This window comes from Pseudomonas sp. NPDC090208 (assembly GCF_044746785.1).
In the GTDB taxonomy this organism is placed as follows: Bacteria; Pseudomonadota; Gammaproteobacteria; order Pseudomonadales; family Pseudomonadaceae; genus Aquipseudomonas.
This window is the reverse complement of record NZ_JBIVCU010000016.1, coordinates 115721-130135: the sequence shown is the minus strand read 5'-3', so window position 1 is coordinate 130135 and position 14415 is coordinate 115721. Positions and strand designations below refer to the sequence as shown.

The 14415-nt window shown below is 62.7% G+C and carries 10 protein-coding genes and 2 riboswitches; of the genes, 6 read left to right on the top strand and 4 right to left on the bottom strand.

Features of this window, described 5'->3' with window-relative positions; translation table 11 throughout:
- Nucleotides 1–64: 64 nt before the first annotated feature.
- From ACIPL0_RS23950 to nfuA, 3 genes are all read left to right on the top strand, one after another.
- Nucleotides 65–2365, top strand: coding sequence for a fatty acid cis/trans isomerase (locus ACIPL0_RS23950; RefSeq protein WP_400601375.1), 2301 nt, complete (start codon nucleotides 65–67; stop codon nucleotides 2363–2365).
- 338 nt (nucleotides 2366–2703) lie between these two features.
- A complete protein-coding gene (locus tag ACIPL0_RS23945) occupies nucleotides 2704–3723 on the top strand; it encodes an acyltransferase family protein (RefSeq protein ID WP_400601373.1) in 1020 nt (339 codons plus the stop codon).
- Between the two features lie 84 nt (nucleotides 3724–3807).
- Nucleotides 3808–4401: a Fe-S biogenesis protein NfuA gene (gene nfuA / locus ACIPL0_RS23940; protein WP_400601371.1), complete on the top strand. Its 594-nt coding sequence runs from the start codon at nucleotides 3808–3810 to the stop codon at nucleotides 4399–4401.
- A gap of 216 nt (nucleotides 4402–4617) precedes the next feature.
- On the opposite strand, the gene cobM is transcribed toward nfuA, so the two are convergent.
- The 4 genes from cobM to ACIPL0_RS23920 all read right to left on the bottom strand — a co-directional run bounded on the left by cobM (nucleotide 4618) and on the right by ACIPL0_RS23920 (nucleotide 6840).
- Entirely contained in the window at nucleotides 4618–5364 is a 747-nt protein-coding gene (gene cobM / locus ACIPL0_RS23935; protein WP_400601370.1) for a precorrin-4 C(11)-methyltransferase, read from the bottom strand.
- A 149-nt stretch (nucleotides 5365–5513) separates the two neighbouring features.
- A complete protein-coding gene (locus tag ACIPL0_RS23930; protein ID WP_400601368.1) occupies nucleotides 5514–5921 on the bottom strand; it encodes a cobalamin biosynthesis protein in 408 nt (135 codons plus the stop codon).
- Nucleotides 5918–6637: a CbtA family protein gene (locus ACIPL0_RS23925; RefSeq protein WP_400601366.1), complete on the bottom strand. Its 720-nt coding sequence runs from the start codon at nucleotides 6635–6637 to the stop codon at nucleotides 5918–5920. Before ACIPL0_RS23925 ends, ACIPL0_RS23930 begins: the two co-directional genes overlap by 4 nt.
- Before the next feature lie 11 nt (nucleotides 6638–6648).
- Nucleotides 6649–6840: a CbtB-domain containing protein gene (locus tag ACIPL0_RS23920; RefSeq protein ID WP_400601364.1), complete on the bottom strand. Its 192-nt coding sequence runs from the start codon at nucleotides 6838–6840 to the stop codon at nucleotides 6649–6651.
- A gap of 98 nt (nucleotides 6841–6938) precedes the next feature.
- A riboswitch (cobalamin riboswitch) is annotated at nucleotides 6939–7158 on the bottom strand.
- Nucleotides 7159–7981: 823 nt separating this feature from the next.
- Nucleotides 7982–8212: riboswitch (cobalamin riboswitch) on the top strand.
- 122 nt (nucleotides 8213–8334) lie between these two features.
- On the opposite strand from ACIPL0_RS23920, the gene cobW reads away from it, so the two are divergent.
- From cobW to ACIPL0_RS23905, 3 genes are all read left to right on the top strand, one after another.
- Entirely contained in the window at nucleotides 8335–9402 is a 1068-nt protein-coding gene (gene cobW / locus ACIPL0_RS23915; protein WP_400601362.1) for a cobalamin biosynthesis protein CobW, read from the top strand.
- Nucleotides 9403–9405: 3 nt separating this feature from the next.
- Entirely contained in the window at nucleotides 9406–13185 is a 3780-nt protein-coding gene (gene cobN / locus ACIPL0_RS23910; protein WP_400601360.1) for a cobaltochelatase subunit CobN, read from the top strand.
- A gap of 219 nt (nucleotides 13186–13404) precedes the next feature.
- Nucleotides 13405–14415 carry an ATP-binding protein gene (locus ACIPL0_RS23905; protein WP_400731615.1) on the top strand — a complete coding sequence of 337 codons (1011 nt, stop codon included), beginning with the start codon at nucleotides 13405–13407 and terminating at the stop codon, nucleotides 14413–14415.

The window sequence follows — 14415 nt, the reverse complement described above, 5'->3', positions numbered from 1 at the left end:
GTTGATGGCAGCTCGCCACGGGTAGAATCACCCCCGATTTTTCAAAACTCAGGACGTTCGTTCCATGTGGCATCGCCTATTCGCCATTGCCCTGGCTGTGTTTTCCAGCGGTGCTGCGTTCGCGCAAACCCCTGACGCGCACCCGGCCATCTCCTACAGCCGCGATATCCAACCGATCTTCACCGAGAAGTGCGTGGCCTGCCATGCCTGCAACGATGCGGCCTGCCAGTTGAACCTGGGCAGCGGCGAGGGTGCCCTGCGCGGCGCCTCGAAGATCCCGGTGTATCAGGGCGAGCGCAGCAAGGCGATTGCGCCGAGCCGGATTTTCTACGATGCCGAGGGCCCCGAGGCCTGGCGCAAGAAAGGCTTCTATTCGGTGCTGGACGGCCAGAGCAACCAGGCCGCACTGATGGCGAAGATGCTGGAGTTCGGCCACAGTGCGCCGCTGGTGCCCAACGCCAAACTGCCGGATGACATCATTCTGGGGCTCAATCGGGAAAACAGCTGCCCGCTGCCCGAAGAGTTCGAAGGCTACGCCAAGGCGCATCCGGGGCAGGGCATGCCGCTGGCGGTCACCGGCCTGAGTGACGCGCAATACAACACCTTGCAAAGTTGGCTGGCAGCGGGCGCACCGGTCGAAGAGACGCCGTTGCAGCCGAGCGCGGCCGAAGCGGCGCAAATCACCGAGTGGGAAAACCTGTTCAACCGTCCGGGTTCGACCGAAGCGCTGGTCGGCCGCTGGCTGTACGAGCACCTGTTCCTCGCCCATGTCTATTTCACCGGTGGCGAGCCGGGGCATTTCTTCCAGTGGGTGCGGTCGCGCACGCCGAGCGGCAAGCCGGTCGACCTGATCGCCACCCGCCGTCCCGATGACGATCCGGGCACCACCTTCTATTACCGCCTGATGCCGGTGCAGGGCGTGATCGTACACAAGACCCACATCACCTATCCGATGGGGCCGCAGAAGCTGGCGCGGGTCAAGCAGCTGTTCTACAGCGGCAACTGGCACGCCACCGAACTGCCGGGCTATGGCCCGCAACGCCGGGCCAATCCGTTCGACACCTTCAAGGAAATCCCGGCGGTGGCGCGTTACCAGTTCATGCTGGATAACGCCGAATACTTTGTGCGCACGTTCATCCGTGGCCCGGTGTGCCGCGGGCAGATCGCGACCGACGTGATCCGCGACCACTTCTGGGCGCTGTTCCAGGAGCCGGCCCACGACCGCTATATCACCGATGCCGTTTACCGCGCCAAGGCCACGCCGCTGCTGGCGATGCCGGGTCAGAACGACGATGTCGGCAGTGTCCTCAGCCTGTGGCACGACTACCGCGACAAGCGCAACGAATACGAAGACCTGCGCAGCGATGCCTACGCGCACATGCCGCCGCCCGGCTGGGCAACCCTGTGGGCGGGCAACGACAACGCCTTGCTGACCATCTTCCGCCACTTCGACAGCGCCACGGTGAACAAGGGCCTGATCGGCGACCTGCCGACCACGGTCTGGCTGTTCGACTACCCGCTGCTGGAACGCACCTATTACCAGTTGGTGGTCAACTTCGACGTGTACGGCAACGTGTCCCATCAAGTGCAGACGCGGCTGTATTTCGACCTGATCCGCAACGGTGCCGAGGTCAACTTCTTGCGTCTGATGCCGGCGAACAAGCGTGATGACATCCTCGGCAGTTGGTACCAGAACAGCGGCAAAGTGAAGATGTGGCTGGATTATCAGGCCATCGACGACAGCACGCCGACCGGCATGAAACTGGACGAGAAGGACCCGAAACGCGACTTCGAGCGCAAACTGATCGAGCGCGCCGGCACCCTAAACGTCGCGCCGGATCCGATCAACCGCTGCAGCGGCGCGTATTGCTCGCGGCCAGGTGTCGGGCCGGTGTTCAGTGAGGTGGAGCAGGCGCTGAGCCGTCTGGTGGCGCGCCCCGCTGCTGGGTTGAAGGTCATCGGCCAGTTGCCGGAAGCCACCATGCTGCGCATTCAGGACGGCAGCGGCAAACGCATTGTCTACAGCATGCTGCGTAACCGTGCCCACGGTAACGTGGCGTTCCTGCTTGGTGAGGCGTATCGCTATCAGCCGGGGCTGGACAACCTGACCATCTACCCGGGCGTGCTCAGCAGCTACCCGAACTTCATGTTCAACATCCCGGCCAATGAAGTCAGCGCATTCGTCGACGCCATGGAGCAGGCCAGGGATGACAAAGACGCCTTCGACAAGATCGTCCAGCGCTGGGGCGTGCGCCGCAGCAATCCGCAGTTCTGGACCTATTTCCATGACCTGGATCGCTACATCCGCGAAACCGAGCCGCAGGAAGCGGGCGTGCTGGACATGAACCGCTACGAAAACCTTTGATACGCAGGACCTGACACCCCGCGATCACCTGTGGGAGCGAATTCATTCGCGAGGCGATGTTTAAGGCGATGGAGATATATCGTCTGTCCTGGCCATTCGCGAATGAATTCGCTCCCACAGTTTTTTCGTGCCGGGTGCAACATCCGCCTCGCTCCCGCCAGTGCAGGGTGATGCCGGAAGAGCCTTATAGAACATGGCCTGCAGCCATTATGCAGCCCGTCAGTCTTGCCGAACCTTTTCGTCCAACCCGAAGTCGGACCCTGTGCGCAGTCATGCCCGGCATGGCGTTTTCGAGGTTCAGGAGGGTGGCTCAAGCCCGGACAAGCAAGAGGTTGCAGATGTTGATTTCGGTTCAAGCCCTGCGGGCACTCGCCGCGTGGGTCGTTGTGTGTCACCACTTCATGCAGATTTTTTTCGACTTCCATCCCAGCGGCCCGATCGGCCGGTTTTTCACTGAAAAAGGCGCCGTCGGCGTCGATGTCTTCTTCGTCATCAGCGGTCTGGTGATCTACCTGTCCACGGTGGACAAGGACATTCCCGTCAGCCGTTTCATGCTCAACCGCATCATTCGCATCGTGCCGGCCTACTGGCTGTACACCCTGATCATGGGGCTGCTGGTGGTGGTCGCCCATCCACTGTTGCCCCATCAGGTGGTGGACTGGCAGAGCTTCATTCTCTCGCTGCTGTTCATTCCTTCGGAAAACCCCGGCGGCTATGGCTTGTATCCGACCCTCAACGTCGGCTGGACGCTGAACTACGAGATGCTGTTCTACGTGCTGTTTTCCATGGTCTTCCTGTTTCAGCAGCGGCTGCGTCCGCTGATCGTGGCCGCCGCGCTGTTCGCGGTCACCGATGTGCTGGGGCGTTCGGGGCTGATCAGTCGTTTCTATGCCAACGATATCGTTTATGAATTTCTGCTCGGCATCGGTATTGGTGTTATCTATCGCCGTGGCTGGATCAGCGAGCGCCTGTGGCTGCCGCTGCTGGCGATTGCCGGGGCACTGCTGACCATCAAGCAACTGGTGCCTGCGCCACGCCTGCTCAACTGGGGCCTGCCGAGCGCGGTGATCGTGGTGGCCTGCATTTCGCTGGAGCCGTACCTGCGCGGCAGCCGCCTGCTCAAGACCATGGGCGACTGTTCCTACTCGGTGTACCTGCTGCATGTGCTGGTGTTGTATGGTGGCTGGCTGATGGCCGAGCGCTATGGCCTGAACCCATATGCGGTGTTCGCCGTGTGCGTGCCGGTGATCGCGCTGGGGGCGTGGCTGAGTTACGAGTGGATCGAGAAGGGCCTGTACCGACGCATGAAGGGCTGGCTGGACAGCCGCCGGGCGGTCAAGGATGCTGTGCTCTCCTGAAACCTTTATCCGACCAAAATACTAGGGCTTTGTAAGGTGCGGTTGATTGGCGTAAACTCCGCCCCACGTCTGCGAGGAACTTTCATGACCGCTATAACTATTACCGATGCCGCCCACGACTACCTGGCCGATCTGCTGCAAAAGCAGAACACTCCGGGCATCGGCATCCGCGTGTTTATTACCCAGCCTGGCACCCAATACGCTGAAACCTGCATCGCTTACTGCAAGCCGGGTGAAGAGAAACCTGAAGACAAGGCCATCGGCCTGAAGAACTTCACTGCCTGGATCGATTCGTTCAGCGAAGCGTTCCTGGAAGATGCCGTGGTCGACTACGCCACCGACCGCATGGGTGGTCAGCTGACCATCAAGGCACCAAACGCCAAAGTGCCGATGGTCAATGCCGACAGCCCGATCAACGAGCGCATCAACTACTACCTGCAAACCGAGATCAACCCGGGTCTGGCCAGCCACGGCGGTCAGGTCACCTTGATCGATGTGGTCGAGGAAGACGACAAGAACATCGCCGTGCTGCAATTCGGCGGCGGTTGCCAGGGCTGCGGCCAGGCCGACGTGACCCTCAAGGAAGGTATCGAGCGCACGCTGCTGGAGCGCATTCCCGAGCTGGCCGGCGTCCGTGACGTCACCGACCACACGCAGAAAGAAAACGCCTATTACTAAGCGTTTGCATCTGCATGAAAAAAGCCCCGACCGGTTCGGGGCTTTTTTGTGGGCGAACAGTTCTGACTGTCCGCGACGGTTGTAGGAGCTGGCTTGCCCTGCGAGCGGCGACGCAGTCGTCGTAAAACCGGAGCACGCGATTTATCTGAAACACCACGCTAGCCGGTTTTACGACTGCTTCGCAGCCGCTCGCAGGACAAGCCAGCTCCTACAGGTTCAGCGTCGGTACAGATGAGCATGGCTGGCACGATACAGCGACGACTCGCTGAACACCTCATTGCCCAGCACTCGCCCGACCAGGATCAGCGCGGTACGCCGGAATCCCTTGTTGCGCACCTTTTCTTCGATATCCGCCAGGGTGCCGACCACCCAGTCCTGATCCGGCCAGCTGGCGCGGTGAATCACCGCAATCGGGCAGTCCGCCCCGTAATGCGGGGTCAGTTCTTCGACGATATTGCCCAGATGCTTGACCCCCAGGTGGATCGCCATGGTGGTCTTGTGCTGCGCCAGATCGGCCAGCGCTTCGCCCTCCGGCATCGGGCTCTTGTCGGCATAGCGGGTCAGAATCACGCTCTGGGCAATGTCCGGCAGGGTCAGTTCGGTGCCGAGCAGGGCGGCGCAGGCGGCGGTGGCGGTGACGCCGGGAATGATTTCGAAAGGAATGCCCAGCTCACGCAGGCAACGAATCTGCTCGCCGATGGCGCCATACAGACTCGGGTCGCCAGAGTGTACGCGAGCGACATCCTGACCGTTTGCATGAGCAGATTTCATCAAGGCGATGATCTGTTCCAGGTGCAATTCGGCGCTGTTGGTCACCTGAACGGCTTGATGACCCTCCAGCACCGCTTCCGGCACCAGCGATCCGGCATAGATGATCACCGGGCAGGTACGGATCAGGCGTTGGCCTTTGACGGTGATCAGCTCCGGATCACCGGGGCCTGCGCCAATGAAGAAAACGGTCATGAAAACTCCGGGGAATATTAGGTGCTGGATCAGGCGCCCATGCGAACGGCGGGAGCGAATTCATTCGCGATGCGAAAGCTCAGACGACACATCGGTGGTGGTCTTGCAGGCCTCTCGCGAATGAATTCGCTCCCACGCAAAGCGCGTCGTCACAGGGTTGTCGCCAAGGCAAAGGTCGCTCGCGAGCTGTTGCGGCGCGGGATCATCAGCCTGGCAGGCGCGCCCGACAAGCGCGAAACCATCGCCAGCGCCGCGCTTTCGGCAACACCGTAGCAGCCGGTGTTGTCGAATGCGACCTGCGAGCGATGGCTCAATTGCGTCTCGAACGGTGCCAGTTCGGCAGCGCTGAAAAAAACCAGCGGCAGGCGCAGATGTTCGGCCAGTTCCAGCAACCCGGCCTCGGACGACTTGCTGTCGATGGAGGCGAGGGCGCTGATATCGGAAAGACGCACGCGCTGTTCCAGCAGACAGACATCGATCAACCCCATCAGCACCGACGCCGGGCAGCCACGCTGGCAGCCCAGGCCGATCACCATGGGGTTGCGACCTTCACTCATACGGCGTGATTGAGCTCGGACTGGGTCAGTTTGGCGTCGTGACGACGGAACAGCCAGGCGCTGATCACGCCCATGGCGACCCAGAACGCCGCGTTGGTCAGCCAGGAGGCGATCTTGAACTGGTGCTCCAGCTCTTCCGGCGCCAGTGCCGAATACACGGCCGGTTGCGGTGCGCCGATCAGGTGCGGCACCACCAGAATCGCCACGCCCAGTGCCTTGAGCAGCCAGTTATGGGCGAACACGATCAGCGCCAGACCGACAGCGGTGGAGGCGGCGGTGCCGATCCACCAGATCTGCCGTTGGGTCAGATCGGCAGCCGCGGTGCCCGGCAGTTCCGGCGGCAGGCCCATGGTCGGCGCGGCGACGAACACGGCGAAGCCCGCCAGGCCCCACAGTGCGCCCTGGCCGATGCTGCGCGGGGCGCGCAGGGTGTACAGCGCCGCCAGCATCAGCGAGAAGCCGACAGCGACCACCAGATTGCCGCCGGTGGTGGACAGAATGCGCTGCCAACCGTCTTCCGGCTCCCAGGCTTCTTCGTCATGGACATGGCCGGCCATGGCGCCTTCGGCATGTTCGTGGACTTCGACCGGTGCGGATTTTTCGTAGGTTTCCGCCTGCAGGATCAGCGGCGCGACCGAGAAGCTCTGAAACAGGGTCAGCAGCAGGGCGGCGAGCAGTCCGGTGAAACCGGCCGTTTGAGCGATTCGCTTGAACATGACGGCAGGTCTCAGTGGCAAGGGAAGGCGGAGCTGTGACGGGTGTCGTGCGCGGCGTTGTGTACGGCGTCGATGTGCGAGAAGCCGGCGAAGTAGACCAGGCAGGCACCGAGGATCATGGCGCTGACGGCGGAGGTCAGGCGCTGGGCCAGGGTGTTGGTGGTGGTGCTGGCGGTGGATGGGCTGGTAGTGCTGATCGACATGGCGCTTCCCTCGAAATGATCGGCGAACGGGAAGGCGCAAGGAAAACCGCTGACGAAAGTCGGCAGTCAACGCAACAGCGCCCGCCCACCGCGGGTTTGTTATGTAAAGGTCACTGGGCCGGTCTCCGGGCTTGCGAGGGGGCGTTGTGCACGCACCGTCAAGAATCGCCTTCCCATATCGCTGCCGACACAGTGGATCTGACTCTTCACTCGCTTACCGTTGCGGGGGCAGCACCGGACTTATGCGGACCTCAGGGGTCTGCATGCACCGGTTTCCCGTTTCACCCTGTGAAGGGCACCCGTAACAAGTTGTGTAGGAGACCACGGAGCGGGGTGGCCGTCAATCGGGGGTGTGTCTGACGTATTGCTGATCTGCTGACGCAGCCCTGTTTCGCCTCCGGCACGTTACGCAGACCCATGTAGGAGCTGGCTTGTCCTGCGAGCGGCGACGAAGTCGTCGTAAATCCTGTGTCCTTGGCGTGTCTGACACTCCGCTGAGTCTGCTAACGCAGCCTTGTTTCGCCTACGGCGAGTTACTTGGAAAAGCCCCAAGTAACCAAGGGCTTTCTTCCCCGCCATACGGTGCCTCGCTAATGCTTGGCATACCCTCACTCCGGCAATGCTCCGTGGGCCCGCCGCGAATGGGCCATCCATGGCCCACGCGGCTCTCGCGGCATCCATGCCGCTCGGCCCACTGCGCATCGCCTGCGTTCGGCCTTCTGGGACGGGGCCCCAAAATCAAAGGCCAGATCAAAAGCCGGCGAAACACAGACTCCCTGTGGGAGCGGGCTCGCCCGCGAAGGCGGGTTGTCAGATACCGCCACATCCCCGGACCAGCGAAAACCCACTGTGGGAGCGAATTCATTCGCGATGACCTTCCAGGCGATACAAAACCATCGTCATGAACACCCCATCGCGAATAAATTCGCTCCCACCGTTTCTCAGGGTGTCCGGCAAGTTCAGCACGCCACCAAGCCCTGTAGCAGCATGGCTCGCCCGCGAAGGCGTCTTTGGGATCGCCATCGCCAGCAAGCCGGACTGCTACAGAAAAGCGAAACGTAAACCCTGTGGGGCCGGCTTGTTGGCGAATGCTTCAGGCGGTCCTTCACGGTTTTCACATTGACCTTCACAAGGTCACTGCGTAGCCTTGCGCACTTGAGGTTCGCCCATCCGCCAACAGGCCGTGACGGGCGCTAAGAAGGGAATGCGGTCCGGACACCGTCCGGAGCACGCCGCAGCTGCCCCCGCAACTGTAATCGGTCATGTTCATTGCACAGCCACTGCGCGAGCGGGAAGGCGCGATGGATGTCAGTCGCTCGACGCGCACTGACCACCGTAAGCCAGGAGACCTGCCTCGAAGCGGACGTCACGTCCAAGCATTCTCACTACAACCGGGCGGGGTGATCCGGTGGCGAATCGAGCTGCGAGCCGTTTCTTTGCTGACGGTCGTGCGGCTCTCGTCCCGTTTGCCCGCCGCAAGCCCAAGGGCAAACGATGAAAACACTGGCCAAACTCCCCGTCACCATCGTCACCGGCTTTCTCGGCTCGGGTAAGACCACCTTGTTGCGGCACATGCTGGACAACGCCGAAGGCCGCCGCATCGCGGTGATCGTCAATGAATTCGGCGAGCTGGGCATCGACGGTGAAATCCTCAAGCAATGCACCATCGGTTGCACCGAGGAAGAAGCCATCGGCCGCGTCTACGAGCTGGCCAACGGCTGCCTGTGCTGCACCGTGCAGGAAGAGTTCTTCCCGGTCATGCGCGAACTGGTTGCCCGCCGTGGCGATCTGGACCACATCCTCATCGAAACGTCCGGTCTGGCCTTGCCGAAACCGCTGGTACAAGCCTTCCAGTGGCCGGAAATCCGCAACGCCTGCACCGTCGACGCGGTGATCACCGTGGTCGACAGCCCGGCCGTGGCGGCGGGCACGTTTGCCGCCTTCCCGGATCAGGTCGATGCCCAGCGCAAGCTCGATCCGAACCTGGATCACGAATCGCCGCTGCATGAGCTGTTCGCCGACCAACTGGCCAGCGCCGATCTGGTGATTCTCAACAAGACCGACATGATCGAGCCTGAAGCGCTGGCCGCCGTGCGTGCGGAAGTCGCTGAAGAGCTGCCGCCGGCGGTAAAAGTCATCGAGGCCAGCAAAGGCCAGTTGCCGATCAACGTCCTGCTGGGGCTGGGTGCCGAGTCGGAGCTGCACATCGACGGGCGCAAGACTCACCACGACGAGCACCATGACGACGATGATCACGACGACCACGATCATGACGCCTTCGACTCGATCTCCATCACGCTGCCGCAGGCCGACGAATCACTGCTGCTGGATGCCCTGACTCAGGCGGTGGTGCAGCACGGTATCCTGCGGGTCAAGGGCTTCGCGGCGATTCCGGGCAAGCCGATGCGCCTGCTGTTGCAAGGCGTCGGTACGCGCTTCGACAAGCACTTCGATCGTCCGTGGAAAGCCGACGAGCCTCGCGACACCCATCTGGTGCTGATCGGTCAGGAACTCGACGCCGCCGTGCTCGAAGCCCAACTGCGCGCCGCGCTGCAAGGCTAAGCCATGCACCTGCTGCGCACCCAGCCCGGCGGCTTTGTCCCGGACGACAGCATTGCCGATCTTGGACAGACCCCCGCCGAGCTGGTGATCCTGTGCAGCGGCGATTCCCATCTGGCGCTGCTGGCGGAAACCGCGCAGCAGTTGCCGGACGATTACCCCAGCCTGCGTCTGGCCAACCCGATGCAGGTGCAGAACCACGCTTCGGTCGACCTGTATGTCGACGAGGTGCTGCGCCACGCCAAGGTCATCCTGATTTCCCTGCACGGCGGCATCGGCTACTGGCGCTACGGCGTCGAGCGGCTGGTGGAACTGACGGCGGCTTCCAGAAAAGGCGGCGGCGTGAAACTGATTCTGGTGCCGGGCGACGACCGTCCCGACCCGGAACTCAGTGACCTCAGTACAGAGCCGGTCGAGGACCGCGAGCGGCTCTGGCATTACTTGCGACAGGGCGGCAAACACAACGCCCTGCAATTGTTCAATTGTCTCGCCAACCGCTGGCTCGGGCGCGATTACCCCTGGAGCGAGCCGCAGGCGTTGCCGCGCACGGCGATCTATCACCCGCAAAAGGCCAGTGCCGAACTGGCCGACTGGCAGGCTGACTGGCAAGCCGATCAGCCGGTGGCAGCGGTGTTGTTCTATCGCTCGCATTTGCAGGCGGCCAACACCGCGTTCATCGACGTGTTCTGTCAGCGCCTGCAGGCTCAGGGCCTGAACCCGTTGCCGATTGCCGTGGCAAGCCTGAAAGAGCCGGCCTGCCTCGACACGGTACAGGCCTGGCTGGACCAGACCGACACGGAAATCATCCTCAACACCACCGGTTTTGCGCAGTCCAGTCCGGAGGCGCCGCATTTACGACCGTTCCGTCGAAATATCCCGGTGATCCAGGCCATCTGCGCCCAGGACAACGAACCGGGCTGGATGGACAGCGAGCAGGGCCTCGGCCCGCGGGATCTGGCGATGCACATCGCCTTGCCGGAACTCGACGGGCGCATCATCAGCCGACCGATCAGCTTCAAGGATCTGGCCTGGCGCAGCGAGCGCAGCCAGTCCGACGTGGTCTGCTATCGGGCCCAGCCCGAGCGCATGGATTTCGTCGCCGAACTGGCGCGACGCTGGGTGTTGCTGGCGCGCACCGCCAATGCCGACAAGCGGGTGGCGCTGATTCTGGCGAACTATCCGACCCGCGACGGACGTATCGGCAATGGTGTCGGCCTCGACACCCCGGCAGCAGCGCTGAACATCCTCAAGGCCCTGCAGGCCGAGGGCTATCCGGTCGGCGAGCTGCCGCAGGATGGCACGGCGTTGATTCATGCGTTGCTCGGCGGCGTGACCAATGACCCGGACAGCCTCGATCAGCGACCATGCCAGCAAAGCATGGCGATGGACGAATACCTGGCGGCCTTTCGCGCCTTGCCGCAAGCCAATCAGGCGGCGGTGGTCGAGCGCTGGGGCCCGCCGCAAAGCGACCCGATGTGCCGCAATGGGCGGATGATGGTGGCCGGCCTGCGTTTCGGCCTGACCTTCGTCGGCATTCAGCCGGCGCGGGGCTACAACGTCGATCACAGCGCGGTCTACCACGACCCGGATCTGGTGCCGCCCCATGGCTATCTGGCGTTCTACTTCTGGCTGCGCAAAAGCTACGGCGCCCACGCGCTGATCCATGTCGGCAAGCACGGCAACCTGGAATGGCTGCCGGGCAAGGGCGTCGGTCTGTCGGAGCAGTGCTGGCCGGACGCGATTCTCGGACCGATGCCGAACATCTACCCGTTCATCGTCAACGATCCGGGCGAGGGCGCGCAGGCCAAGCGGCGGACTCAAGCGGTGATCATCGATCATTTGATGCCGCCGCTGACCCGCGCCGAAACCTACGGCCCGCTGCGCCATCTGGAGCAACTGGCCGACGAGTATTACGAGGCACAGCTGCTCGATCCGCGCCGTGCCCGCGAGTTGCAGAAAGACATTCTCGCGCTGGTGCGAGAAACCCATATCGATCGTGAACTGGCACTCGACGAAGGCCTGGACAGCGAAGCCGACGCAGCAATCTGGCTGCCGCGGCTGGACACCTATCTGTGCGATTTGAAGGAGTCGCAGATTCGCGACGGCCTGCATGTGTTCGGCGAGTCGCCAAGCGGGCGTCTGCGCATCGACACGCTGCTGGCGATGCTGCGCGTGCCACGGGGTGACGGTCGCGGCGCCCAGGGCAGTCTGTTGCGGGCATTGAGCCATGCGCTGGCGCTGGGTTTCGATCCGCTGGACTGTGTGCTGGGCGATCCATGGACTGGCGCAAAACCTCAAGTATTACGTGAGGTCAGTGCCGAGCCGTGGCGCACCACGGGCGACACCCGCGAGCGGCTTGAACTGCTGGCGACGTCGTTGCTGGAGCAGATCGTTACCAATGTCGATGTTTATATTTCGTTTGAAAACAACGATTTAAAAGAAATAATTAAAGCTATTAAAGAGGTTGTGGCGCCGAGACTGGACGCCTGTGGCGCCGCAGAAATGCGCGGTCTGCTGGATGCCCTGAGTGGGCGTTTCGTACCGGCCGGGCCCAGTGGCGCGCCCAGTCGCGGGCGTCTGGATGTGCTGCCGACCGGGCGCAATTTCTACTCGGTGGATGTGCGCAACCTGCCGACCATGACCGCCTGGAGAATCGGTTTCCAATCGGCAAATCTCTTGCTGGAAAGGCACTTACAGGACAATGGTGACTATTTACGTCAGCTTGGCCTGTCGGTCTGGGGCACGGCGACCATGCGCACCGGCGGTGACGATATCGCCCAGGCCATGGCCCTGATGGGCGTGCGCCCGGTCTGGGCCACGGGCAGCCAGCGGGTCGACGATTTCGAGATCCTGCCGCTGAGCCTGCTCGATCGGCCACGGGTAGACGTGACCCTGCGGGTCTCCGGTTTCTTCCGCGACGCCTTTGCCAACCTGATCCGTCTGTTTGATGCCGCTGTGCAGGCCGTGGCGGCACTGGACGAACCGGACGACATGAACCCGCTGGCGGCGCGAGTACGCCAGGAAAGGGAGCAGTTGCAGCGTGACGGCCTGAGTGCCGAACAGGCAGCGAAGCAAGCGGGCTGGCGCATCTTTGGTGCCAAGCCGGGGGCCTATGGCGCGGGTGTACAGAACGCCATCGATGGTCGTCTGTGGCAGAGCCGCGAGGATCTGGCCGAGGTCTACCTGAACTGGGGCGGCTATGCCTACGGTACGGCGGACGAAGGCACGCCAGCGCGGGACGGTTTTGCCCGGCGTCTGAGCCAGGTGCAAGCGGTGTTGCAGAATCAGGACAACCGCGAGCACGACTTGCTCGACTCCAACGACTATTACCAGTTCCAGGGCGGCATGCTGGCGGCGGTGGAAAGCCTCGGTGACGGCAAGGTTGCCAGCTACCACGGCGACCACAGCCAGCCGGATCTGCCGAAGATTCGTACCCTGAAAGAAGAACTGAACCGGGTGGTGCGCTCGCGGGCGGCCAATCCGAAGTGGATCGAAGGGGTCAAGCGCCACGGCTACAAGGGCGCGTTCGAGATGGCGGCAACCGTGGATTTCCTCTTCGGCTTCGATGCCACCACTGAACTGATCGACGATCACCAGTACGCGTTGCTGGCCGATGCCTATCTGCTCGACCCGGACACCCGCGCGTTCATCCAGCAACACAACCCGGACGCTTTGCGTGACATGACTGAACGTCTGCTGGAAGCCCAGCAGCGCGGCTTGTGGCAGGAACCGGGCGAGTACCGCGAGGCGCTGGAGAATCTGCTGCTGGACAGTGAAGAGTCTTGAGTTCCGATATGGCGTACGACGTTGATGGATCTGATGGACATCCTGTGGGAGGGAGCCCTGCTCGCGAAGACGTCTTTCCAGTCAACATTGCAGTGTCTGAACCGGCGCTTTCGCGAGCAGGGCTCCCTCCCACAAGGGCGATGTGCTCGTCTTTCAGCAGCATTGCCGGGTCGATATCGACGAATGCACTTTCTTGCCTGACATGAACAAGGCCAAACCATGATCGACACTCCACATTTCCCCCTGGCCGCCGTGGTCGGCGCCGATGAGCTGAAACTGGCGCTGTGCCTGACCGCCATCGACCCGAAAATCGGCGGCGTGCTGATCGAAGGGCCGCGCGGCATGGCCAAGTCGACGCTGGCGCGCGGGTTGGCGGATCTGCTCGCCAGCGGGCAGTTCGTCACGCTGCCGTTGGGGGCAACCGAGGAGCGTCTGGTTGGCACCCTCGACCTCGATGCGGCGCTGGGTGAGGGCCGGGCGCAGTTTTCTCCCGGCGTATTGGCCAAGGCCGACGGCGGTGTGTTGTATGTCGATGAGGTGAATCTGCTACCGGATCATCTGGTAGACCTGCTGCTGGACGTCGCCGCCAGTGGCGTCAATCTGGTCGAGCGCGACGGCATTTCCCACCGCCATCCGGCGCGTTTCGTGCTGATCGGCACCATGAACCCCGAAGAAGGCGAACTGCGTCCGCAGTTGCTCGACCGGTTTGGCCTCAACGTGGCCCTGAGCGGGCAGACACTGCCACAGCAACGCGGGCAGATCATTCGCCGTCGGCTGAATTTCGACAGCGATCCGCAGGCGTTCTGTCAGCAGTGGGCCGAACAGCAACAAGCGCTCAAGGCGCGCTGTGAAACGGCACGCAGTCACCTGAACGGCATCGAGCTGGATGACCGCAGCCTGGCGATCATCACCGAGCGCTGTTTCGCCGCGGGTGTCGACGGTCTGCGAGCGGATCTGGTCTGGCTGCGGGCAGCGCGTGCCCATGCCGCCTGGCGCGGTGCCGGCACGATTGCCGAAGAGGACATCGATGCGGTGGCCGAGTTTGCTCTGCGCCATCGCCGCCGTGACGCTCAGCCACCACAATCGCCACCGGCGCCGGAGCAAAGCAGCAGCGCGCCTGTGGGCTCGGACAGTCCGGCGCAGGGCGAGGGCAACTGGGGTGAAATGCCGGCGCAGCAGGTTGCCACCGGCGTGCGCCGCGAAGTGCCGAGCTGGCCAAAAAAGCCCTAG